This window comes from Candidatus Tumulicola sp., assembly GCA_036490475.1.
Lineage (GTDB): Bacteria > Vulcanimicrobiota > Vulcanimicrobiia > Vulcanimicrobiales > Vulcanimicrobiaceae > Tumulicola.
The window spans coordinates 290561-314762 of the sequence record DASXDT010000006.1 but is presented as its reverse complement, the minus strand read 5'-3'; the positions used below and the strand labels follow the sequence as shown (position 1 = coordinate 314762).

Genomic DNA, 24202 nt, shown 5'->3' with positions numbered 1-24202 from the left:
CGTCTAGGCGATCGCGCCGGCCAACCGGTCGCCGTCGACCGCACGATAAAACGCGTTGTCCGTTTCGCTGATTCCTTTGTCGCGCCACGGATCGATCTGTCGCTGCGAAAGCGGGAGATGCACGGTCGGACCGGTCGCATCGGAGTAATCGCTACCGTCGAATGGGGCGAAGCCGTCGCTTTCGCGATGCGCAATGACGAGATTTTGGACCGCGCTCGCGGCCGTACGCGCTTGCGCGCGCACATCATTCGATAGACGCCCGTCGGCGGCGATCGTTCCATACACCGCCATCGCGGGACGGTCGGAATGCCAGGGCATGTCGGGGGTCGACGCTGAGAACCGCACCATTCCGTCGGTCGCTCCGATGTCTTGGCGAATCGCGCTGCGCGTCGAGCGGTCGCGCGCTGCGGCAATGAGTCCGTCGTCGAGTGCTTTGATCGCGGTTTCGGCCCTGCGAATCTTGTCGGGCGAGCAATCGATCACGTCGAAGGCTGCTGCCGGCCGAATCGCGCCGAAATATTTCGTCTGCATCACGTCGCGAACGATCGAGCGCGCCATCGCGGTGGAGTCCCCTTGATGCGCGGCGATGTCGTGTGCGACACCGCTCGGCACGCCGGGCGCGAGCATGGTCTCGGGAGATGCGGCCAACCAGCGAACGCCCGCATGCGAAAGCGCATCTGCGAAACCCATGGGATATTACAAAATGGCTTCAAACTTCCGGTTTGCCGCGCGTTGCCACCATCCAGCGTCGGGTGATCAGAAGACGAAATACGGTTTGGAGCTGCTGACCTAAAGCCAGGGCGCCCCGAAGTGGGTCGGCATGGAAACACGTTCCATTGCGGATTGTCCTGAATCGTCTGCGCCCAGCAGCCGCATCGCCATTTTCGCAAGCCCGTCACGCCCTCTGCTGTCGGCTTAACAGGCGTACTAGTACCCAAGTGCGTTTGTATCTCGTATAACGTGTTGCTCAAGTTGCCTTTCAAAACGTGGAATCGGCCCGGGTGACATTCGGGGATGCTAAATGTCGGTTTTAGTGGCTTCAACCTACTCACCCATTGCTCGCTTCCAAGCCGGGGGCAACGCGCCTCGCCTCGCGCCGAGTTAACTCACCGTCGATTCAAGAGTCCGAGAGCCGATTAGATCTGTAAGACGCCCAGCTTTCACGACTCTTCTTTCTCCGCGCTCAGCTTCGCCACGATGTCAGCGAGAGAGACGTCCACCCTTAAGGCCTGCTTACGAGCGACGTGCATCAGATAATCGAGTCGTTGCATTAAACCTGAATCCTTCGATGCGTCGAGAGTCGCTAGCGTGTTTCCTTCGGCATCATATAGCACCATCCGAGGACCGTAAGTTAAATCCATGCTGATTGATCGTCTAAGGACAACCTTGTACGGTGGCAGATCGACGTGATACTCGTCTCCAACAGCTTTCCAGCTCAGTCGCTCTGCTTCGGTTCGCTTTTCAACAAGGCTGAGAATCTGTTGGAGTTGATCGTTTGTGCTCATAATCTCTTTCGTAGTGCAGTTTCGATGTCGTGTATGCTGTCGATCTGACCAGATAGACTAGTGTTGAGATCCGCTGCGTTCGGTGGTCTACTGGTTACATTCGCTAGATAGCGCTCGACTAATCGATTTATTCGGCTCAACTCCTCGATTGACGCCTCAATTGATAGCTGAGCAGAAGCCGGAAGTCCCACATGGAGATCACGTACGGTGGCGAGAGCATGTCTTGCCAATTGGTAGCGGTCACAAGCGATGGCCCAGCTTCCGTCGCGATGGAGAATTTTTAAAGCGCTTAGTGATTCCTTCGCCCTTCCCAGTTCGATAAACGTATCGTAATGAACAAAGCTTTGCCTTACATCGTCTGATGCTTTCCGGGCCGCTTGCGCAGCGGTTCTTGTCTGGCGAAGCTGCCATATTGTCAGTGTAAACCCGAGAAATCCGACGACGGAGGCCGTCATAGTCGCTAAGGTATCAGCATGGGACGTTATGATACGCTGAAGAAAATTAAAACTAACGAAAAATGAAAGACCAACCAGAAATAGAACCGCGGCGACAGTCCACCAGAATGTTGCGGAGCTGTCCTTAACCTCGATTCCAGTTCTCATGCCAGCTCTACAAAATATCTGGACTTAGCATTAAGAGATTTCCTTGGGCATAGGCTACGCGCAGTTTGTATGCATCTCTGGCGAAACCTCCGGCAGACGTGCCCTAATTTCGCAGTTTCATCGATTCGAGTCAGGAGTGCCCGACGATCAAGTGGCAGCGTCTGACATAGTTTAAAATACCTCGGGAGATTGCAAGAGCAAATAGAGTAAGTAGGACGCAGATGAAACGGGGAAATTTGATTACGGGAGGAATCGTAGCCGAGCTCCGGCGCTTTGGTTATTCTGAGATACTCCATGCCGGAACGGTCCCGGAGGCATCTACACTGTATTGCTTCACAGCTAAGCAAACGCGTAAATAAGCAGCCCAGAACTGGTCGTTCAAGTCCATCCCAACTTTGAGCTGGCACTAATTCACACCTTCAACGCAATTTGCGTGATGCGACCTGCGACAGAAATGCGCCCGCAATCGATCCTCGTTTCTAGCCGGCGCTCCGCCTTTCAGCCAAGGGCATAGATTGGTCTCCAGCGGGTTACGCCATACAATGTCTCTTATCAATGCTTCGCGCCTCGCGGCGCGCGAAAAAAAGCAGCGGGCGCGCTCATCCAAACAAAGTATGGCCGAATCAGTTGATGCGGCTGCCTGTATTATTTTGAATTCGTGCTGCATAGCTTTACCATCAAAGTCGTAGGAGACCAACTGATTAAGTCTATTTTCTGCTGCGCCATCGAGAGCCACTGAAAATCGCCGGACGACCCTTCGTTGCGATTCCAACTCTGCCAACCAGCTCGTTGACCAGGAGGACATGTGCCGCTCCCACTCCTCTTCTAATCCGGACGGTAGCACAATCCGAAACTGGCGCCCGATGGCGATCTCCATAAGCACCAACGCCACCAATCCGCCTTCTCCAGTAGCTTCTGGATTGGCGCAATACATCAAGCTCGTATCGATCACGAGTCTTTCCATTTACGATGATGCGGTCGAGTCGGATTGCTTTTGCACTGCTAATAAGTAATCCCGATCTGCTTGTAATCTGACGTCCCCAAAATTCAAGGGCCAGTCGCCAAAAGACCCGCGCTCATCGAGAACGGCTAGATCTATCTGTGTCGCTGTACCGCGTTTGCGGAACCAATAAAGGTTTGCGGCATCGAACGGGATGGTGCCGCGAGCTATTTCCGTTTGTAGTCCACGAAGCAAGACAGAGCTGTGCGTTTCAACTACGACTTTTACGCCACTTCGAACGGCCCTTGCGATGATTCGTGCGAGTCGCAGCTGCGCAAGCGGATGGAGGTGGATCTCCGGTTGTTCCAGGTAGACAATTTGATTCCGCACTGCAGCAATCAGCGCAACGAGGACCGGCAGAACTTGCGAAACTCCTAAACCGACGTCAGCAATATTGACGAGGTCTTCCGAGTCACGCTTGTGACTTCGTCTCTTTGGTACCGGTCGCGGTCGAGTCGTTCTCCCTACAAGAATACCGACGCTGCTGTCGCTAACATAATCAGTACGAATCGCATTCGTTAAACCAAGCCATAGTAAATCCCCGGCAAGAGCCTTTATCCGGTCAGAATCGCTATCTTCCCATCGGGCGATCACACTAGCTGTGTACCTATCAAAGGTCCCCCGGTATTTCCCGGTGACGTTCGCAACCGGATAGTTGCGTTGTGGCGACGTTCGAAGACCAGGTAGGTGAATAATATTAGTCAGGTGATTCCAAAACACAAATCGCCCCGGACTCGAGTAATATAAACTCTGAGGAACGCCACGAACCCCGAGGCCGATGCTAAGGAAGCTTCGGTCCTGGAGGAGCTCCCATGGGACAGTTTGGTTTATCCGAAGTTGATCGCGAACAGTCGTCGCAACTTGAGGCTCGACGAGTTGATCGATCTCTTTTGGCGACATACCTTCTCTGAAGGTGAACGTTCCGTCTAGATCCTTAAATTGTTGCCAACAAACATCAAAGGCTTTGCCTTTGCTTTCTTTGGGGCTTGACCTGTATTCGACTGCAATGGATCGTCCCGATGAGGATTCGAGCCCGATACGCATCGAGGTCGCATTCCGTGATAGCAACTGTTCTCGTCGGTCAAAGCTTACATTCGGTCCATCGAGAGCGAAGGGTGAAGCATCGTACTCTGCCTCGACAGTTTGCTTTTGCAGGAGGAGGGGCTGCATAATGCTGGACTTACCCGAACTGTTCGCGCCTGCTAATATCGTCAGCCTGTTGAATCTCAAAGTACGTTCACGCTCGATTGATTTAAAGCCAAGAACTGTGATACCCGATAGCGAGTGCTCCTGTTCACTCGTCGAGGCAGCCCTCAATGCTGGAATAAGGTAAACTTTGTCGCTAGCCGGATTCATATGTTCTCATTTCGGTGGTGCAATGGATGGAGGCCTCTAACGTAAGCGCGTGTGGACTCCTACTGACCGTGTACCAATGGCTAATGGCTTAAGCTTCAGCGCGTCATTTGCTGATCGTTGGCCACCGCGCTGCAATCTCCGCAACACCGTCTTGAATATCCCGCCAGCGTCGTATGCTGGGGCGGTCCAGGATCCACGCTCCCCTGGATGACGGGTGCCAATATTGCGCCCCTGCCGCAGTGGTAGGATTTGTTAGCCCTGAACCGCGATGCAGTAGCTCCAGAGCATAGTCGATCTCTGCATCATCAGGTTCATCTGCCTGAGTATCGACAAGGACGTTACACGCGATTAGTTTCTTGCCGTGCGGAATTATCCCTGACAGCGTGGGTTCTGTAGAAATGCGAACCCCGTGTATTATGAGAGGCTGGAATCTACGAGGGATATATTGTAAAGCCTCGTCGGAAAAAGCGTCACGGTAGTCAGCGATTACGCGTAAGTTGTTTTCGAGCCGCGCCGTCTCCGATGCCCGCAGAGCCTCGCGTTGCGCCCGCAGCAGCCGCATCACTTCACGATCTAAAGCATCGGGATCCCCGCGATGGAAATCTCGAATGGCTCTTCGCGACGCCTGGTAGTAAGGGGCGAAGAACCTCTTACCTAATTGACTCTTCATATTTTGAAGCAGGGTGAACCGCTGATGGGCTCCCGTAGCTGTGAGATAATCGACAAGGGATCGTATAGTTAGTCGTGGCTGGTCAACCGCATAATCCACGCCTTCCTCCTTAACTGGAATGCCAACGCTAGCGACGGGTCGTTGGTCGCGAACCTTAGACCGCGCGAGTCCTTCTGCCTGTAATGCCTTTTCGATTGTTCTCGGCCAGCGCGGCTCCTCGCTTCCTTGCCGCCGCACCGCCGTGACCAGGATTCAGTCCCGAAGCGCGCATCTCAGCAAGACGTTTCTGCGCCTTCTCGATCGGCTTAGCAATCTCGACGGAGTACCGAACGTAGCAATCCCGCCCGCAATACTTCAGACCTTTTCGTGGCAGCGGCCCTTTGCAATATCCGCACGAGGAACGCTCCCAATCGTTGCGTCGCTGCCCTACAGGCCTTACTGTCGCGCGAACGAGGCGCCGCGATATCGTGACCCGTCGCAACTGCCTGGCGTAGTCGTTCGCGAGATCGAGCGCAGCGCTCCGGAACCGCGGCATCAGCGACTTCGCGAGAAGACCGGCGAGGTCAGGATCTAAGCGCACGACGCCATCGCGCAGCTCATGGAACATCTCTGGCCTCATCGTTTGTTTGCGTAACAGTTCTAACGCCCACACATCGGCGTTCGCGCGGAGTGGCTCGAGCACGTCGTAAATAAACGACTCTCGAAGCCGGTCATCGATGTGGATCAGCCCGAGGTCCGGATCCAGACCAGTAGCCTCGCACGCGATACGTGTCTCGACTTCCAGCAACGTATACGCATAGTTCAGTACGGCGTTGAACGGATCGGTAGCATCGCGAACCCGGTCGCGGCGTCCGGAAGTTCGCGAAGAGATCGCGGCCCAATGGGCCGGAATCCGAGACAAGGCCCACGGTCGCCACGGGAGCGGCGTCTCGACCAGCACGTCCCAATAGAACTGCGCCGCGCGTCCCTCCAGTCCCAAGAAGTCCACGAGCGTTGTCGCCTTCGAAAGTGCAGCTTTGCACCCGTGGACTTGGGCTGTACTCGCGGAATTCCCCGAGACTGTCCCTATTCCGAGACGCGGAAAGTCCCGTTCCATCGCGTGGATCTGCGAGTCCATCTTCTTCGCGAGGAGATACCGTGCCAGGTGCAGCGCATCGTCCGTGACGGCGGAAACTGCCTGGGCTCGTTTCACTGGACCATCGTGCGAGGCGTCGGGAACCATACAGTTCAGGAGGCGGCTGTCCGAGTCCACGAACGACAGCGCGACCCCCATATCGGCGCACCACCTGATGGCATCCATCGTGATCGTCCCGCCCGGTGCCCGAACCACGATGCGGTTGACCTTGCAACGACCGCGTGGGAACCGTACCTCGCGCCTCTCCGCTTGAGTGAAGCCGTCTCGAACGACCAAGTGGCCACGTTCAACGTGCAGTGAAGCGTTGTAGCCATCAACGGTGAGGATGGTTTCAGGCATCTATTGATTCTCCAAAGATCGTGGGCAAGATCACGTTCTTCATTGCGACGAGTGTCGCGATTGGGACAGAAGGATCGTAAGGATTCCCAGCCGCTACGTGATCGATCATCGCCTTTCCCATTGGGATGCTTGCAAGGAATACTGCGCCAGCATACATCAAGCTTCGTAATGCTACATCTGCACGTATCGGATCGGTGTCTTCGCTTTCGATTTTTGGATAGTCGAGGGTAAACGACTGGAATACGGAAACGCCGGCTGCTGACATATGCGCATTCATGCCGTAGATGATGCGCATTGTGGCGATGGTGTATCGCACTTCATCAACCTCAAACGGTCGATCCAGTAGCGCTGACAGCGGTCCTTGATTGACGGGTCGCAACAATGGGACAACCGGCACCGCTATTTTAGCGAGCGTTATCGCGACCTGCACGGCCGCCGGATCTCGCGCGCCCATTGCATAGAGAATGGGAAGCAGCTCGGCCTCGTTGATGACCTCGTTTTCGTATGCGACTCGCAACCATAGGTGTACGATCTTCTCGAGAATATTGCGCCCATTCGCAAGTGCTGGATTCTCTCGAATTTTTCGGTTAGGAAGGTATCGTCGCACAAGGTTACGCGCTGCGTGCGGAATGCGGCGCGGCGCGAATGTTAGCCCTCCGGAATCGTCGATTTTATGCAGTTCACGATTGAGACCGCTGAACATGGTTGCTAGTTCTTTACGAGCGCCGTCGTGGACGCGGTCCAACGGAACAACTGGAAACTGCCGGTACGCGAGTTCGAGTGCCAACCCATCATGGTCACGCTCGAATCCGAACTGCCGCTCGATCTGAAGCACATACTGCAGATTGCGGTAGACGGTAGGCTTAAAATAGTTGGCGCGGCTTTTGCGAAATGATGTGATCCCAAAGCAACGCCAGCGCTGCACCTTGTCGCCGCTGATCTGAAAGCCGTCGCTCCGGAGACGAGTAATCGCCTCGCTCACTCGGACGTCTGAAGCCATCTATGGGTATTCGGCGGCGCCCGTTTTGGCTCCGCGCGAAAGTGCCGAGTTTTCGGTCTCTGCCCACGGTATTTTAAGATCACAGGGACCATAGGAGGCCCGATAATATGCCCAAGAACCAAGTGCTCGATCTGCGAGCGATATTCTTCAAAGAGGATGCCAGGCGCCGGGCGCTCGACGCGATTAGCATGAAGCGGCGCAACCCAGCCCTCTCCATGACGAAAGCGGCCAAACTCGTGGGCACCACCCTCAAAACAGTGAAGCGCCATGCTGGGGCAGCGCTGGAGGTCCGCTCTGGACGGCTCGACGTGAAGCGCACCGATCATCTGGTGCGGCGCTTACGAATGCTGACGGCCCAGGGCGAAGCGACGATCACCACGCGCAGCTCTCGAACGGCGTCGCGGGTGAGCGACTTTAACAACGCGGTGCGGGATTACTACCGCAATGGCGATACCTCAGCGCTGGAACGCTTTCGCGGCAAGCACATTCGGAGCAAGGGTGAGACGTTCGAGTTCGTCACGGATCCAAAGGTGCTGGATCGCCTGGGCCGCGCCGGAGCGGTTTCGTTCGCTGAAATCTACGCGCCAGAGGCGGCGGCATGATCGAATACTCAACCGCACTGGAAGACGCACGAATCCGCAAGGAGCAGCGCTTCGGCGTCGATGACCCACAATGCGTGACGTGCGGCAATGCTGACATCGGCATGCTGTGCCAGCCGCCCAAAGACTGCGAGACGATTGTGTGCCGCAACTGTAAGGGACGTGCAAAGACTGTGACGGAGAAGAGCCGCAAGCAAAAAATGCGGCGGTTCGAAAAGGCTGGTTACTTCAAACCATCGTGCGTGGTGTGCGGTGAGCCGGAGATCCGGATCCTGGAACTGGACCATGTGGAGAACGCCGCCAACAGCATGCTTCTGGCTCCTCTGTGTTCCAATCATCACGCGATCAAGTCGCAAAGCGCCGAGGTGGGCCCGATGGCTCAACTGCGTCTGCGCGACCGAAACAGGCGTGCACTTGAACTGCAGGCAGTATTCGAGTTCGGCGCTGCCGCGATCATCGGCATGATTGCCGTGTGGGACGGCGCCAACGAGCAGGCGGAGCGCGCGGTGATTCTTGGTGTCTTCAGCGCAGGTCTGATCCTGTGGGCGTTGTGGAACCTGCGAGCCGACGCACACCTAGCTTCCACGTACGGCTCGGATTATGGGGCGCTGCTTCCTGCGACCCCGGTGCTGGAGCTACCGGCGTCCACAGGGAGCGCGTCATGACGCCGCCATGGGTGACTCGGCAAAGCGCAGTGCGCGCCTGGGTAGAGCCGCACTCGGAACGCCCCGAGCGTAAGGAAGCCAAGAAAGGCCCTGGATGGCGCAAGACGCCCTATGGTGATCGCGTCCTGGTATTTGATACGGAAACAACGACCGACACAGCACAGCGCCTTCTGTTTGGCTTCTTTCGACTATACATTCACGATGGATTGGCCGAAGAGGCATTGATCGTCTCGGACGTGCTCGATCAATCCGAAATGGAATGCGTCACAGAATACGCCGCGCGATGCGGGCTCAAGATGTACAGTCGCGAGCAGTTCGTTGAACAGATCTTCTATCCGGAAGTCTACCTTCGGGGTGCCGTCTGCGTCGGCTTCAATCTCCCATTCGACCTCAGCCGGATCGCATATTTGGCTCGATGCGGTTCCGGGCGCAATCGGCGCAAGTTTACCTTTGCGTTGAGCCGTCGGTTGACGTGGCACGATCTTCGCATCGAATCAACCACGGGCAGCGCTGCATTCATCGGTTTCACACCTAAGCGCAAGCTATACGATTGGGAACAGCCGTTTTTCAATGGCCGCTTCTGCGATCTCAGCGCCGTTGCGCGGGCTTTTAACGGGAAGCGGAATACACTCAAGAGCGCCGGGAAAGCGTACCGTGCATATACTCGCAAGATGGAGGCTCCGGAACTCGGATCAGTCACGCGCGCATCACTGACCTATGGTCGTCAAGATGTACGAGCGACCTGGGCGCTCTACAAGGCCCTACGAACGGAATACATCCACCATCCGTTTGCAACGTTTGCCAACGAGCGAAAGAAACCGAAGCATTCGAGGTACATGGGTCGTTTAAGTTCGACGGCCAGCGTGGCAAAGGAGTATCTCCGCCAGCTGGGCATCGCGCCGCTCTTGGAAAAGCAGCCGCGCTTTTCTCGCGAGTATCTTGGATGGTTCCTTTCCGCTTATTTCGGTGGACGAGCGGATGTGCGGGTCCGTAAGTTGGACGTGCCAGTCTGGCTGCTGGACTTCGTGTCCATGTATCCAACGATCTTCTGCCTTCAGCGGCTCGACAGGGTGCTCACGGCGCCGGAGATCGACCTAGAAGACGCGACGGACGACGTGACGGCCCTTGTGACGCAAATGGCTAGCGGTAGCCGCTACGTCTCACTCTTCGATCCGAAGCTGTGGCTGAAACTCAACTGTTTGGTACAGCTCGATCCGCACGGCGCGATCCTACCCATTCGGATGCGGGCAGAGGATAACGAACCGTATACGATTGCCGTGTCACCGATCCAGACCAAAGAGCCGCGTTGGTATACATTGGCCGACGTTTTGGCGGGAATGCTGTTAGGTGGTTCAGCGCCGACCATTCTCAAAGCCGTTCGTGTTGTGCCGAAAGGACGGCGCAAGTCGAAGGTGGCGCTCTTTCGCGGGTTAATCCCGTTGCATTCGAACCTCCCTTTCTTCAAGACGATCGTGGAGGAACGTCAAAAAGCAAAGAGCGAGAGCGAAGCCGACAAGACCCTCAAGCCGTTAGAACTGGGCTTAAAAATATTCGCAAACAGTGGTGCGTACGGAATCTTCGCGGAGATCAACGTGCAGCCGACCAAAACCGGGAAGACCGACGCGCCGGGGAACGTCTTTTCGGACACGAATTACCCGTCGCTTAATATCCATGACGAACGCCCCGGCGCCTACTTCAATCCGATCATTGCAACGCTAGTGACGGGCGGCGCTCGTCTTATGCTGGCTTTGCTCGAATCGGAGGTCGCCAAGCGGGGCGGCAGCTTCACCTTCTGCGATACCGATAGCCTTGCCATCAATGGTGGACCCGATTGCCCCAAAGGCATTCCATCGATAAGTGAATCGGATGTCGATGAGATCATAGAGCAGTTTAATGCATTGAATCCGTACCATCGTTCGATTGTCCCCAATCTGCTCAAGAAGGAGCATACGGAGCATCCGAACCTTCGATGCTTTGCCATCTCAGCCAAACGGTACGTCCTATTCAAGTGGTTGCCCAATCGGCGTATCGAGATCGTGAAAGCATCGGAAAGCGCCCTGGGAGCGATCATCGGTCGAACGCCAACCGAACGAACGGAGGCATTCGCGCGAAATGTCTGGCTCAAGATCCTGATGGATAATTTGAACGTAAGTGATGCACAACGAAGGGAGTCCGAAGCATCGATCAACTTCGATCTTCCGATGCGTCGCAAGTTTCCAATCAACCAACCGGCGATCTACAAACGCATGGCTGCATTCAACAAAGACCGTTCTTACGACCAATCCGTTAAACCATTCGGATTCGTACAGACGGTGACGCCTGAAACGCAAGTAGGGCGCAAGGATGTATTGCCCATCGCGCCACGCGAAGACGACGCCCAGGCGTCAATGAAGCTGCAATGGATCGATTTTAGAACGGGGAAGCGCGTTAAACTCGATTGGTTCGGAACGGGGCATGCGGGCACCGTTAGTGTGATGCGATTAGACGAGTATATCAAAAAGTATCAGGAGCATCCCGAAGCTAAAGCCGCCGATCAGCACGGCAATGTCGCGGGGGGGCTTACCATCGGACTGCTGTCGCGGCTTGCCATTCAGTCGGAGCCTGTTTGGCACATCGGGAAGGAAGTGGATCGCCTCGACGAAGATCGAGGGTCGAGTATCGTGTCAATCCTTCCCGTCGAATACGAGCGCGACGATCTCGATGAATGCATCGTGTCGCTCTCTAGGTTTCCGCAAGCCGAGGTGGCGGCTGAGATCGCGATTTCGGAACGCGCGTGGCGAAGCATCGTAAAGAGCGCCTCTCAGCCGCGTGACGCAACGGCGCGAAAGATCAGAGCATCCGCACGGCGACGCCAAGTTGCTCTTTCCGCCACGGACGGATTTCCGGCTGTCCGGGCACCAAGGTCTGCATGAACTGTCGGGTGGGGGTCGTCCGGACGTCAACCGCGTTTGAACGATCAGGCTTTCGACCCGTTCGGGGCACCCGGGCCATGGAAGGGAGGCGCCTGGACCACCCGCGATGTAAAGCCATTATCAGTCACGGTCCGGTTCAATCGTTCGAGTTAACCTAAGCGCGCTGAGGAGTTAAGTATGCGCATCATTTACGCATTCATATGCGTCATCGTTGTATGCTCGTTCGCGTCTGAGCCGATTATCGGGTCGGCGGCTACTGAAACGTTCGCGTCAATAGAACCCTCCCTGGCTTTGGTAATTTCGAAAGACGGCAAGCACGTGGGAGCGGGGACTGCGTTCTGCATCGGAAGCCACGACGACACGGCCTATTTATTAACCAATCGACATGTCGTAGGTACCGATTCATTCCCTCGAGTGATAATGCTTTCTGATCGAGATAGCTTGCAGCATGGACAGGTTGTACGAACGGCCACATTGGATGCGGTTGTCCTTGCGGTTTATCATTCATCGTGCCATCCGCTGACGCTTAGTGCAACGGCGCCCCCAGTCGGAACTCAAATCGGAATCGCGGGATTCCCAGCGTTTCAGTTTTCTCTAGCCAACGATCTCAACAGCCTACAGCCATCGTTCCATGAAGGATCGGTTAGCTCAGTGGCCGGTGACGGGTCGTTTATTGAATACGACGCTCAGACCGATCACGGCAATAGTGGCAGTCCTTTGTTCGATATGCAAACAGGGGTAGTATATGGCATGGTTACTGCGGTCAACACCGGGACGACGGGAGCGCTTCAAAACAACATAGCCTTATCGCTTCCTGCTTTGCAGACATTTCTTGATAATGCTAAGGCAAACGTCAGCTTCACATCAGGTTCCACCGGTACCCGAACAACGGTTTCCGTGACTCCCGGCTCAGTGGCGTCGCTCATTGACTCGCACTGTGGTCCTGGATCCAGCAACACGATAGTAACCACCCTGCAGCGTTCATACGCCGAGTTGAATGGGAATGACTATCCTACAGCGAGTTCCGACGCTCGTCAGGCCGTCGAATTATCTAATACTTGCGTCATGTCCTTATATCAAAACTGCCAAGGGGTGTCGCCTTGCAACGATACTGCGCACGTCATCGTCGAGACTTCCGAGTTGATGGGTCAGCAAGTGCTGAGGATCGCACAGGCTCGACTTAGCGGAGACTGGTCCAATGCGGAGCGAAATGAAATAACAACCGCGCTTGATTTGTGCAGTTCTCCCAATATTCATTCAGATTCGAAAACGTACAGTACCGCGCGTGGATTGATTGCCGAGTCTTTCAGAGTGCTCCGATCCAACTATCGTAGCCCTGCGATGGCAAACGCTGTCGACCTAGACGCCGTCCGAACCTGCGCTACCTCCATCAATGTAGAGTTCTAAGCTGTCGCGCTAAGAAAAGGATTTCTTTTGCAAAAGCCAGCACTTTTTCTTTCTGTCATCGTTGCGTTATTCTACCTCTTTGGTCAAACCGCTGTCGCCCGGCCTGCCCCCTCGCCTGCCCCTACTTCAACGCCGCTGGTACGAGTCACATCAGGAGATCTCATCAGCGTTCAACTGATCGGCGGAGACATCGGATCGCGAATATCGAACGAGAATGATACTTTCGCAGTAATCACTAGTGAGGATTACTACTTCCGGGGAAACCTCGTGCTGCCAAAAGGCTCGCCGGGCTATGGAGTTATAACCCACCTGAAGCGAGCCGGGATGTGGCACTCCGGCGGCGAGTTGAGCTTTACCGTAAAAAGGCTTGTCGCTCCGGACGGGAGCACCCTCGACGTTGAAACCAATGGCGCTACGGCAGATGCCGACAAAAACTCAGAAAAGAACGGGAACGAAGTAGGACAATATCTACTGTTCGGCCTTGCTGGGGTGTTCACTCACCGAGGCAACGACATCCTTATCAAGGACGGGACGATGTTTCACGTTGCCGTGTCAAGCACCACGGAAATACCGTCCATAACATATGGTACAAGGCCGGCGGCAATCAACTGGAATCTAGTGACAGTTAGAAGCGCCTCACAAACAGATATACAAAGCAGTGGTGCGCAGGCTGTTCCGTCCCCATCGCCTTCTCCGGGCTTGCCCCGACAGAGGACACGGTAAATGCATTCCGCCGATGTCCGCAACATCTTGTGGAAGACCTGGGATCCGCTGGGTCTGCGCACCTGGGCGAAAGTGCCTCATGAGTATGACGACTGCATAACGGACGTTCTAAATTTGTTAGAGAGCGATCCGACGGAATCGGAAGTGGCGTCTACGCTTAATCTCCTCTTTGTCACGCACATTGGGTGCGGAGTACTTCCCACGCCTATCAAAAAGAGCGCTCGCGCCGCTAAGATGTTGTTGAACCTTATTAACCGCAATGATGTAAGAGACAACGGACTTATCTAAGCAGCCTGACGACGCAGAATCCTAGGTCTGATTCTGTAGTCGCTAGAGCGAGCGACGCCGCTGCGACACCTTCGGACGACCCAACTCCTCTTACAAGAAGCGAGCTGCACATAAATTGCGAGTAATCAGTTTACCCCACGCGATGGCGAACATCCAGCGCACGCTAGCTGAGTCCCGCTGGACACCTTACTTTTTCATGGTGGGCGCTGGACTGTCGTTCCCGTCAATCCCGACTGCGTCTGAAATCGTCAAGCAGTGTGAACAGAAATACGCGGATCTGCGGGCATCCGACGAGCGTTACCCGGAACCAGCAGCGCCGTCTGGAAACGCCCTTGACACCTACTCATACTGGCTCAACTCGGCCTTCCCGGACCCATCGCTGTTGAAACCCTACTTAACTACGCTAGTGGACTCCGCGTATATCACTCCAGCTAACTTGCGTCTTGCCCATCTGCTTTGTGCTGGCAAAGTGGCAAATACTGCATTTACAACCAATTTTGATGATCTATTGACGCGATCCCTCGATCTTTTCGAGCAGCGTTATACGTTGTGCGACCACCCTAGAACGACCGAAAGAATTCAGGTTAACGTGGAGGAAACACAAATAGTTCACATTCACGGCTCGTTCCGGTTCTATGACTGCGCTAATTTGAAGGGTCGCGTACAAGAACGCAGGCGGGAAGACAGAGCAACATCGTCATCGATGATGTCACTGCTCGATCGATGGCTAGCCCAAACGGCACCCATTATTATCGGCTACTCGGGCTGGGCAAACGACGTCTTCATGACGGCCTTTCGAAGAAGACTTAAAGATCCACTTCGCTTTACTGCTTATTGGTTTCTTCACAATCGGCAACAGATCCGGTTACTACCACTTGATGTTCGCAACAGTGAAGACATCACTTTCGTTTCATCCGATGAGAGCCTTATCAACACCGACAATCCCCAAGCCAACTTTACGAAGGTTACATTAACGGATCCGGTCGATCAGCGAATTGTTGATGTTTCCGAATCGCTTGACGCAGCGGAGGTCCTTCAAGAACTAATAAAAGTGACGAAAGCTCCCCTACCTAGTTTCGTTCTAGACCCGCTTGGATCGTTGGCGAAGAAGTTTAGCGATGTGATGCCTCCGACGAATGACAACCGTACGGCGGACATTTACGATTTCAGACATGTTGTCGATCAAGTCCAGCGAGCTCGTCAACTGCTTCTGAGCGATTCGCCTGAATCGTATTTAAACGTCTTTCGAAAGCATTTACTGGAACTGAATGAAAAGTTGGCTCTTCAGGCCGCAAATTCGCTCGTAGCGAGAATACCACTGCTCAAGGCGGATGAATTGAAGTTCCTTGTCGTCGGCTTGCAACGACTGGGCAGGCATCTACAGAAGGAAGACCAACGACGGGCCAACGAGTTAATCGAACAATTTTGCTGGCAACTATTTGAAATACACAACGACGCTACCCTTCTTGAAGTAGGTGCGTCCGCATTAATTTCGGAGATCGTTGCTGCTGGGCAGAGCGCAAGGACAAGAGATCTTCTGGAAGAGCTTATAAATCGCTACAGAGCCTTCGAACAGACCTCGTATTTTGTTTTCTTGGCTCAAGTCGGCCTAGGTTACTGGTTCGAACAGCATGACGAATCGGAGCAGGCCCGGACTTTGTACGCACAAGTTGCGGCTGCGCTAGAAACGTCTGATCGTCCCATCGATGTCGCACTTAGACTAGACGCCGAAGTGCGATGGTCGCGGTTATCGATGGATTTCACATCGGAAGAGAGTGCAATCGACATCATCCGACGCTATGCGCAGGATGAACGAACCGAGGTTCGTTCCAAAATGGTAACCCTGATGATGGCTGAAGCCTCGTACGACGCAAAAATCAATATAGTGGAGGCAATTAAGCTGTTCAATGAGGCGGCGGATCTATCTGTCGGCGATCTGTCGAGAACTGCAATCGAGATGATTTATACCGTCGCTTCGCATATAAGTTTGATTTGTTGGAAGGAGGGAAATCTTGACGCCGCTTTTCTTATACTAACTACTGCTTCTCGCTTGGTCGGATCAAATCCGAAACTTCCACTCGAGAATGCTGTCGAGCTCCTTGCAACGCTAGCTAAATTGCAAGAGGAGCGTGGAGATATTGAAAGCGCAAAGGCGTATCGTTCAGATGCTACTGCGAAATCCGAAGGAGACGGCATGCTTACCGCTGAGGAGTCGCTAGAGTATGCGAAAGATATCCTCGATGGGAGCGAGGATGATTAGAACTGCGTGTCGAGGATCAAGTAGAAACCGGAAGTTTGAAGTCACTTTGTAATATCCCTCTGCGAAACCCATGGGATATTACAAAGTGGCTTCAAACTTCCGGTCCGCTTCACCTTCGCTATTCCGGCGCTCACCGTGTCCCCGAAAACATAAGTTAGTGGCCTGGACTGCTCACCTGCCTCTTCTAGAGTGTCATCCACCTTCTAATTACTCTGACCGATCAAATATTCGCGAACGCGCGCAATGAAAGCCCAGACATCTGTCGGCTCCGTTAAAAGATGGGGAAGTGCTTTCAGCGAGGCTGCTAGCCAGTTTGCCTTGTTCTTACGCGATGTACTCACCGCGTCATGGAGCCAACCCTCGAGTTCGCCTACTGGAACGATGAACAAACCTGAACGCTCGACAATGTCACACAGCTCGAAAAAAGCAACGCTCGAATCATCCTGTAGTGCGCCGGCGCCATTGCGCTTTGCGTCAAGCCAGGGATCGTTTGCAAAGCGTAGTTTATCACCCAGGTCGGAGAGGTCTTGCATTTGTGCTTGAACATCAGTCGTTGAGTCGATTCTTCTTTGGGTCGTTTCAACTTGCTTGACATAGCTGGCGCGCCTTTCTTCAAGCTTTCCGGGCCCCTCTATATCTCCAGCAATCCGTGCTCGCAAAGCAATCGCTTTTTCTCTTGAAGAGCCCTCAATACTCAAGGCATTCAGTAACTCGGTGAAGGTTCGAGCGTCGTTTAATATGTCGAAATCCACTATGGCAGCGCAAGGAACTCCCATTTCGTTGTAAGCGCGTGCTATTTTGTGAATAGTTTGCTTGCTTTGAGCATTTAGGAAATGAATATCATCACCTCTAAACTGACGATCATACACTCGTTGGTAGAGCAGTCTATCCGAGTCGCCCTCTGTAATTACAGCCCCGCGGTAGAACATCGCATCGAGGCAACGAGCGGATGAGACCAACGGGTCTGAAATTAAATCTTCTAATCTGCTTGGCGAGACAACTCGTGCGTGATTTACGTTCTCCGTTCGGGTGAGACGAATAATTGTCGCTTCAGACGAGGCATGAGCTATGCTTTGGACTAGGTCGACGCTGTGTGTTGAGATTATAATCTGTTGACTTCCAGATTCATGGATATATCTGCCCAGAGCCTGGATTTGCGGCGGGTGTAAGAAAGTCTCAGGCTCATCTATCAGTGTCACCGGACGTTTCGCAATATCGAGGCCTAAGCAAAGTGCCGCGTAGCTCCTGAGCCCGTCTCCTTGCGACTCTAACATCGAAAATGGCTCGAAGTCTAGGACTTGTTCGCGAGGATCGATGCTTACTGTTAAGATGTCCGAATCACCGACGCGTAGAGTGACGCGCGACTGAGTGCTATAATCAAGCCTTAAATAAGAGCTTGGAAATGCTTGCAATATTGCGGAGGCAAGTGATCGCTCCGCGTTCGCACCTCCACGAAACAAAAGATCTATTAGCGAAGTGGGGGCTCCCGCCGGGGCGACTTGCTTCAGGCTCGATATTGCCAGACGTTCCTCGGTTCCGAGACGCATAACGAATCCTTGGCCAAAAATACTGAGTATCTGCTGCGTTCGTTGTGCCGCGGATGCTGCAGCCGAGAAAATATCGACCACCGCCTTTTTTGAGAGATTATCTCGGGCGAAGGGCTCCGACATAGATGATGCAAGGCCCTCCACTCTAAAACCGTCAAGCCCTTTTTCGGTATATCGAAAGCCACTTAGTTTCACGGCCTCCTCAAGGGTACTTGGCAGAATGAGCCTTGCTCCCGTCACAACCTGCGGGCGATGATGAATGTTATTTGTGACAACCGCTTCGATGTCGCGAAGGGCTCTGCTCTTGCCTCCATTATTAGGGCCTACGATAATCGTCAATCTGGACAGTTTTACATCGGAACCGTCGCTAAATGACAGCGTTTCAATCACGCATGGCATGAGTTAAGTATATTTCCCCTTCACGCTCCGGCGATAATCTTGTACGTCCATTGGATTTTCAAACCGCCAAGATAGGTCAGACGATGAAGCGTGTATGTGAACTCGCCAAAAGGGAGGCCGCCCCCTTCTTTCCCAGGCATGCTAGATCTCGCAATCGGATACCCACGTGATAAAGCTCTCTTGGGGTCTATTTCGGCTCCGGCGATGCCCAGCTTGTTAGACGCAGTCGGCTAGGAGCGTTCGCTGTTTCCCTGAGTTGGTCGGCCACTGCAGTGGATAAACTCATGAGCAACGCTATCTGCGTGGCCGCGCGAGAAACACCAAAGGCCAGTTTCTGGCCTCAATGATTACTGGGCTCCATATTCTATGTAAATACGTCGCCAGGTGCCCGCAGGGACGAAAGTTTCAGTTCGCGCATCGAAGTGTCAAAGTGTGTTAAAAGCATTTCGGAGAAGCGTCCATGATAGACTCCGTACACTTCCTTGGACATTTTAACGCTTTTTCGTCCGATTAAGAAGAATTGCAGGACGCCATTCACGATACGCGGACGCAAGTAAGCTTGGTCCTTCCATTGTTGCGGTGTGTGAGTAAAGTCGCCGTCCGAGTCGATACTCCAGGTCTCAATATCGCCCACGCGAACCTTCTGTTTGAGGCTTTCAAGTAGACTCTCGGGCGTTGCCGACGCTGACGCGTAAACGCTAATGGCCACGGAATCGTTCCTTTTTCAATATGCTCCGCACGGTGTAATCGATACTGTTTAAATGGTGCTCGAAGTTCTTACGAAGAATCGTTTGGCAGTTTTGTCTGCTGTAACTAGCCGCATCCTCCGTGGGGCAAGAATTATTCCCTAGCTCGGCTCCCTGATGGTACGAGATCCACGCGAGCGCGAGCGGCACCAGTACCAAGACTCCCCGCCAGAACCAAGTTTTTGGCCAACAGAGGTAGCTGTCGAGTCTGTAGTCTTGAGGCGACTTTGGTTGATCAGGCACTCTTATCCGCCGGGTCTACTTGCTTTTGTGAGATCTGTTCATCGGGCGGCGCCAACACGGGAAAGTACTTAATGTCAGCGACCGAATTCTTATCAATGACGACTTGCACAGCGATCCGCGGTACCGGGTGATACGCCAATTCGCCTCGCGTATCGCGCGCTACTGAATGCCACTCTATCTGCGGTGGGTTTAGAACCCGCTTGATACGAAGCTCTATGTGCGCATCTTTTTGTGATGTCAGGTTTCCAACTAATATTTCCGACTTAAATGATTCCGCGGCTGTCGGGAAAATTTCCACGGTAGCGAATACCTGCTCAAGCGGGGTGCGACCTAGGCTTAGAAAATCGTAGTGGATCGAGAAATAGTCCTTGTCGTCTAAAACGGTCGGCGCTGCATACTCAACCGTTCGCGCTTGAGTGTCCACGTACAATGTGACGCGCGGTTTTTGATTGTCGTTATGATCGCATAACGACTGGCCAAGAATTGCTCGGCTTTCAAGGTCAAAAGCGTTCTGCGAGACTTCCAACGCTTGAGCAGACACCAAGAAGGCCTCCGAGGCTTTTAGAGCCGCATAGTATGCGGCCAGGAATGCTACGGTGCTAACTGCGACGAGCGCCCAGGTTGCGAGTGCGGCGGAGCACTCCGCCTGGGCGAAGAGACAGCGAAAAAACGGCGGGTGTTCGGGAAGCCAAAATGCGAAAGCGCAGATAGAAAAAACGAGCGCGGCGTAGCACGCGCTCGTTAGAATCACGGCAACCCTCGGCAACCGCGGAGCGGACGATTTAGGTAAAGTTGATTGAATCAATGCTTTCCCAAAGCCGCTGCTCACTTCTCAATCGATCCAGCAGCGTTTCAACGAAACGGTCCGGGCCGAGCGCGTTTACACTCCCGGTATCCTCGATGCGTAGAACGAGCTGCCGATTGACTATTCCGACGGGCTTCACCCCAAGATCGCTGAGTCGCTGAGTGATCGATTCGGCGTAGGCGGGGTCGAGAGCAGGCGGACTTGCGGGAGAAGCGAGTGCTGTGGTCATGGGTGGTTCCTCATCCATAACGTTTTCATGCCACCAAAAGGATTCGTTCAATCGTAGGGCTACCCTCCGAGACTAAGTTCGCGCTCCACCCGGCACGACGATTGACGAGCGAGAGCTCGACGCCTCATCGGGCTATTTTTGCGTGGGCCTTTTTGAACGTATCGACGCATTCTCGCCCACCGGCCGAGCTCGCCTCCCGGTAATCCCAAGTCTATTATTCTCAGAGAGGGCAGAGCCGCGCCGCTTCGCCGCTTCGCCTCCATGCCCTGGGCTTAACCCAGAAGCCCGTAGCTCCGCAAGTCGCGCATGCGCCTTCTCTATAGGTCTGGCAACTTCAGTGCTGTACTTCAGATAGCAGGTACGACCGCAGTATTTTAACCGCTTTCGCGGTAACCGTTCTTTGCAGTATCCGCAGCGCGAGTTCTCGCACATGTCGCGACGCTGCTCAATCGGCTTCGGTGCCTCACGTAGCAATCGCCGCTGTACTGTGATCCGACGTAGCTGCTTTGCATAGTCGCTAGAGAGATCCAGCGCAGCGCTCCGGAAGCGCGGCATCAGCGACTTCGCGAGAAGACCGGCGAGGTCAGGATCTAAGCGCACGATGCCATCTCGCAGCTCATGGAACATCACCGGTCGCATCGTCTCTTTCCGCAATAGTTCCAGAGCCCAGACATCGGCTTTTGCTCGCAACGGTTCCAGCAGATCGTAAATGAACGACTCTCGAAGTCGGTCGTCAATGTGGATCAGTCCCAGGTCTGGATCCAGGCCAACAGCCTCGCAGGCGATCCGAGTCTCGACCTCTAGCAATGTATACGCATAGTTGAGTACGGCGTTGAACGGGTCCGTAGCGTCTCGAACCCTGTCGCGGCGTCCGGAAGTTCGCGGCGAGATCGCGGCCCAATGGGCCGGAATCCGAGACAAAGCCCACGGTCTCCACGGAAGCGGCGTCTCGACCAGCACGTCCCAATAGAACTGCGCAGCACGCCCTTCCAGTCCCAGGAAGTCTACGAGCGTTGTCGCCTTCGAAAGTCCCGCTTTGCAAGCGTGGACTTGCGCGGTACTCGCGGAATTCCCCGAGACTGTTCCTATTCCGAGACGCGGAAAGTCTCGTTCCATGGCATGAATCTGCGAGTCCATCTTCTTCCCGAGGAGATACCGTGCCAGGTGCGGCGCATCGTCAGTGACGGCGGAAATTGCCTGGGCACGTTTCACTGGACCGTCGTGCGGGGCGTCCGGAACCATACAGTTCAGGAGGCGGCTGTCCGAGTCCATGAACGAAAGTGCGATGCCCATATCGGCGCACCACCTGATCGCGTCCATTGTGACCGTCCCGCCTGGGGCACGGACCACGATCCGGTTCACTCTACAGCGGCCGCGTGGAAAGCGAATCTCACGCCGGTCACCTTGTGTGAACCCATCGCGTACAATCAGATGGCCACGCTCAACGTTCAACGACGCGTTGTAACCGTCGACGGTCAGAATCGTGTCAGTCATTCGACAAGCTCCCGGAAAAAACGGTCGTGATAGCATTCTTGAGTCCGGCGAGCTGTGCGATCGGCACAGACAAGTCCGGTGGCGTGCCAGCCTTAAACAAGTCCATAGCCGGTTTTGCCGCTGGGTCAGCTTCGAGATACGCCGCCCCGGCATAGATCATGCTGCGCAGCGAAATATCGGTTCTGTCCGAACCAAGTTCGACGTCTTCAATCGATGGATAGTCCACTGTATGAGACTCGAAGGCAGCGACGCCGGCGATCCAGAGCTGTTGATTGAGGGCGAAGATACTACGCATAGCCGAAACCGTCGCCTGAATTCTAGCAATATCGAAATCTGATTCCAAAACCTCATGCAACGAGTTACGATGATTTACTCGTAGTATCGGAACGACGATGTTCAGTAGTACCGCAATGCTGGCCGCCAACGGGATGACAAGTGGGTCGTGGCCACCCATTATGTACAAGATTGGGCGAATTTGATAATCCTTGATAGATTCGTTGTTATAGGTTACACGGAGCCACAGTTCAGCAACTCTGACCAGAATGTCGCGCGCGACTTTCCGAGACGGACCTTCTTTTATTTTGCGGTCCGGGATGTATCGGCGCGCAATCATGCGGGCTAGATGATTCGCACGCGGCGCTACGAAGCCGCTGGAGTTATCGATGCGGTAGAGCTCACGGCTGAACTTGTTAAACATTATTCGTAGCTCTTTGCAAGCCCCGTCATGTACGCGATCCCACGGGACGGTCGGATATCTTCTATAAGCGAGTTCGAGCGCTAACCCGTCGTGGTCGCGCGAGAATCCAAATCTCCGTTCGATCTCTAGGATATACTGCAGATTTCGGTAGACGGGCGGATCAAGATAGTTGGCGCGCCCTACTCGAACGGACTCGATTCCGAAGCAGCGCCAACGCTGAAGCTTATCGGGGCTGATCTGAACGCCATTCCCCTTCAAGACTGCCATCGCTTCGGTGACCCGAATGCGTGATTCCACCTGTCAGTATTCGACCCGATCCGTTTTGGCTCCGCGCGAAACTGTCGAGCTAGAAGTCTATTTCGGCGGTACGTTAGATGGCATCGGGTCAAAGGAGGCCCGCTCGATGGCAGTACAGCAAACGCTCGACCTACGCGCGATATTCTTCAAAGAGGACGCCCGGCGCCGGGCGCTCGACGCAATTAGCATGAAGCGGCGCAACCCAGCCCTCTCCATGACGAAGGCGGCCAAACTGACGGGCACCACCCTCAAGACGGTGAAGCGCCATGCAGGGTCAGCGCTGGAGGTCCGCTCCGGACGGCTGGATGTGAAGCGCACCGATCATCTGGTGCGGCGCTTACGAATGCTGACGGCCCAGGGCGAAGTGACGGTCACCACGCGCAGCTCTCGAACGGCGTCGCGGGTGAGCGACTTTAACAACGCTGCCCGGGACTACTACCGCAACGGCGAAACCACCGCGCTGGAACGCTTTCGAGGGAAGCACGTTCGGAGCAAAGGTGAGACGTTCGAGTTCGTCACGGATCCAAAGGTGCTGGATCGCCTGGGCCGCGCTGGTGCAGTTTCATTTGCTGATATCTATGCGCCGGAGGCAGCGGCATGAACGACTACTCTACCGCATTAAAGGACGCGCGAATCCGCAAGGAGCAGCGCTTCGGCGTCGATGATCCACAATGCGTAACGTGTGGCAATGCTGAGATCGGCATGCTGTGCCAGCCCCGTAATGCTTGCGAATCGATTTTGTGCCGCAACTGTAAGGGGCGGAACAAGACGGTGACGGACAAGAGCCGCAAGCAAAAGATGCGGCGTTTCGAAATGGCCGGCTACTCCAAACCAATGTGCGTGGTGTGCGGTGAGTCGGAGGTCCGGATCCTGGAACTGGACCACGTCGAGAACGCCGCCAACAGCGAGTTCCGAGTGCCTCTTTGCTCCAATCACCACGCGATCAAGTCGCAAAGCGCCGAGGTTGGGCCGATGGCCGCGCTACGGTTACGCGATTCGAATCGGCGCGCGCTGGAACTGCAGGCGGCGTTTGAGTTCGGCGCCGCCGCCATCATTGGGATGATAGCCTTCTGGGACGGCGCCAATGACCAGATGCCGCGCGCCGTCTTTCTTGGTGTCCTCAGTGCCGGTCTTATCCTGTGGGCCTTGTGGAACGTCCGGGCTGATGCCCACCTCGTATCCAGGTACGGCAGGGACTACGGGACCATGCTTCCCGCAACTCCTGTTCTGGAGCTACCGCATCCGACCGCGAGCACGCCATGAGTGCACCATGGGTTACTCGGC

The 24202-nt window shown here is 54.6% G+C and carries 20 protein-coding genes; 7 read left to right on the top strand and 13 right to left on the bottom strand.

Annotated elements, in window-relative coordinates; translation table 11 throughout:
• Positions 1–3: 3 nt before the first annotated feature.
• From VGF98_09130 to VGF98_09100, 7 genes are all read right to left on the bottom strand, one after another.
• Positions 4–690, bottom strand: a complete 687-nt coding sequence (locus VGF98_09130) for a hypothetical protein (GenBank protein HEY1681784.1) — start codon at positions 688–690, stop codon at positions 4–6.
• Between the two features lie 470 nt (positions 691–1160).
• The gene (locus tag VGF98_09125) at positions 1161–1505 is read right to left on the bottom strand and encodes a hypothetical protein (protein ID HEY1681783.1); all 345 of its coding nucleotides are present in this window, start codon (positions 1503–1505) and stop codon (positions 1161–1163) included.
• 1008 nt (positions 1506–2513) lie between these two features.
• The gene (locus VGF98_09120) at positions 2514–3059 is read right to left on the bottom strand and encodes a hypothetical protein (GenBank protein HEY1681782.1); all 546 of its coding nucleotides are present in this window, start codon (positions 3057–3059) and stop codon (positions 2514–2516) included.
• 12 nt (positions 3060–3071) lie between these two features.
• Positions 3072–4463: an AAA family ATPase gene (locus tag VGF98_09115; protein ID HEY1681781.1), complete on the bottom strand. Its 1392-nt coding sequence runs from the start codon at positions 4461–4463 to the stop codon at positions 3072–3074.
• Positions 4464–4566: 103 nt separating this feature from the next.
• Positions 4567–5232, bottom strand: coding sequence for a hypothetical protein (locus VGF98_09110; GenBank protein ID HEY1681780.1), 666 nt, complete (start codon positions 5230–5232; stop codon positions 4567–4569).
• 55 nt (positions 5233–5287) lie between these two features.
• Positions 5288–6607, bottom strand: a complete 1320-nt coding sequence (gene cas1, locus VGF98_09105) for a CRISPR-associated endonuclease Cas1 (GenBank protein ID HEY1681779.1) — start codon at positions 6605–6607, stop codon at positions 5288–5290.
• Positions 6600–7607, bottom strand: coding sequence for a hypothetical protein (locus VGF98_09100; GenBank protein HEY1681778.1), 1008 nt, complete (start codon positions 7605–7607; stop codon positions 6600–6602). Before VGF98_09100 ends, cas1 (VGF98_09105) begins: the two co-directional genes overlap by 8 nt.
• Positions 7608–7729: 122 nt before the next feature.
• Here VGF98_09100 and VGF98_09095 point away from each other — a divergent pair, with 122 nt between their 5' ends.
• From VGF98_09095 to VGF98_09075, 5 genes are all read left to right on the top strand, one after another.
• Positions 7730–8209, top strand: coding sequence for a hypothetical protein (locus VGF98_09095; protein ID HEY1681777.1), 480 nt, complete (start codon positions 7730–7732; stop codon positions 8207–8209).
• Positions 8206–8871 carry a hypothetical protein gene (locus VGF98_09090; GenBank protein HEY1681776.1) on the top strand — a complete coding sequence of 222 codons (666 nt, stop codon included), beginning with the start codon at positions 8206–8208 and terminating at the stop codon, positions 8869–8871. The genes VGF98_09095 and VGF98_09090 overlap by 4 nt, the downstream gene beginning before the upstream one ends.
• Positions 8868–11783, top strand: coding sequence for a hypothetical protein (locus VGF98_09085; protein ID HEY1681775.1), 2916 nt, complete (start codon positions 8868–8870; stop codon positions 11781–11783). Before VGF98_09090 ends, VGF98_09085 begins: the two co-directional genes overlap by 4 nt.
• 1434 nt (positions 11784–13217) lie before the next feature.
• Positions 13218–13913, top strand: a complete 696-nt coding sequence (locus tag VGF98_09080) for a hypothetical protein (protein HEY1681774.1) — start codon at positions 13218–13220, stop codon at positions 13911–13913.
• A gap of 430 nt (positions 13914–14343) precedes the next feature.
• A complete protein-coding gene (locus tag VGF98_09075) occupies positions 14344–16461 on the top strand; it encodes an SIR2 family protein (protein HEY1681773.1) in 2118 nt (705 codons plus the stop codon).
• Between the two features lie 203 nt (positions 16462–16664).
• Here VGF98_09075 and VGF98_09070 read toward each other — a convergent pair whose 3' ends face one another.
• From VGF98_09070 to VGF98_09045, 6 genes are all read right to left on the bottom strand, one after another.
• The gene (locus VGF98_09070) at positions 16665–18398 is read right to left on the bottom strand and encodes an AAA family ATPase (GenBank protein ID HEY1681772.1); all 1734 of its coding nucleotides are present in this window, start codon (positions 18396–18398) and stop codon (positions 16665–16667) included.
• A 373-nt stretch (positions 18399–18771) separates the two neighbouring features.
• Complete coding sequence (locus VGF98_09065) at positions 18772–19116, bottom strand: hypothetical protein (GenBank protein HEY1681771.1); 345 nt, start codon at positions 19114–19116, stop codon at positions 18772–18774.
• A 272-nt stretch (positions 19117–19388) separates the two neighbouring features.
• The gene (locus VGF98_09060) at positions 19389–20147 is read right to left on the bottom strand and encodes a hypothetical protein (protein HEY1681770.1); all 759 of its coding nucleotides are present in this window, start codon (positions 20145–20147) and stop codon (positions 19389–19391) included.
• A gap of 31 nt (positions 20148–20178) precedes the next feature.
• Positions 20179–20481, bottom strand: coding sequence for a hypothetical protein (locus VGF98_09055; protein ID HEY1681769.1), 303 nt, complete (start codon positions 20479–20481; stop codon positions 20179–20181).
• An 81-nt stretch (positions 20482–20562) separates the two neighbouring features.
• Complete coding sequence (cas1, locus tag VGF98_09050) at positions 20563–21924, bottom strand: CRISPR-associated endonuclease Cas1 (protein ID HEY1681768.1); 1362 nt, start codon at positions 21922–21924, stop codon at positions 20563–20565.
• Positions 21917–22918 carry a hypothetical protein gene (locus VGF98_09045; protein ID HEY1681767.1) on the bottom strand — a complete coding sequence of 334 codons (1002 nt, stop codon included), beginning with the start codon at positions 22916–22918 and terminating at the stop codon, positions 21917–21919. Before VGF98_09045 ends, cas1 (VGF98_09050) begins: the two co-directional genes overlap by 8 nt.
• Between VGF98_09045 and VGF98_09040 the strand changes: the two genes are divergently transcribed.
• Together VGF98_09040 and VGF98_09035 are read left to right on the top strand one after the other, a co-directional pair.
• Positions 22905–23519, top strand: coding sequence for a hypothetical protein (locus tag VGF98_09040; GenBank protein HEY1681766.1), 615 nt, complete (start codon positions 22905–22907; stop codon positions 23517–23519). The genes VGF98_09045 and VGF98_09040 overlap by 14 nt on opposite strands.
• Positions 23516–24181: a hypothetical protein gene (locus VGF98_09035; GenBank protein HEY1681765.1), complete on the top strand. Its 666-nt coding sequence runs from the start codon at positions 23516–23518 to the stop codon at positions 24179–24181. The genes VGF98_09040 and VGF98_09035 overlap by 4 nt, the downstream gene beginning before the upstream one ends.
• Positions 24182–24202 lie beyond the last annotated feature (21 nt).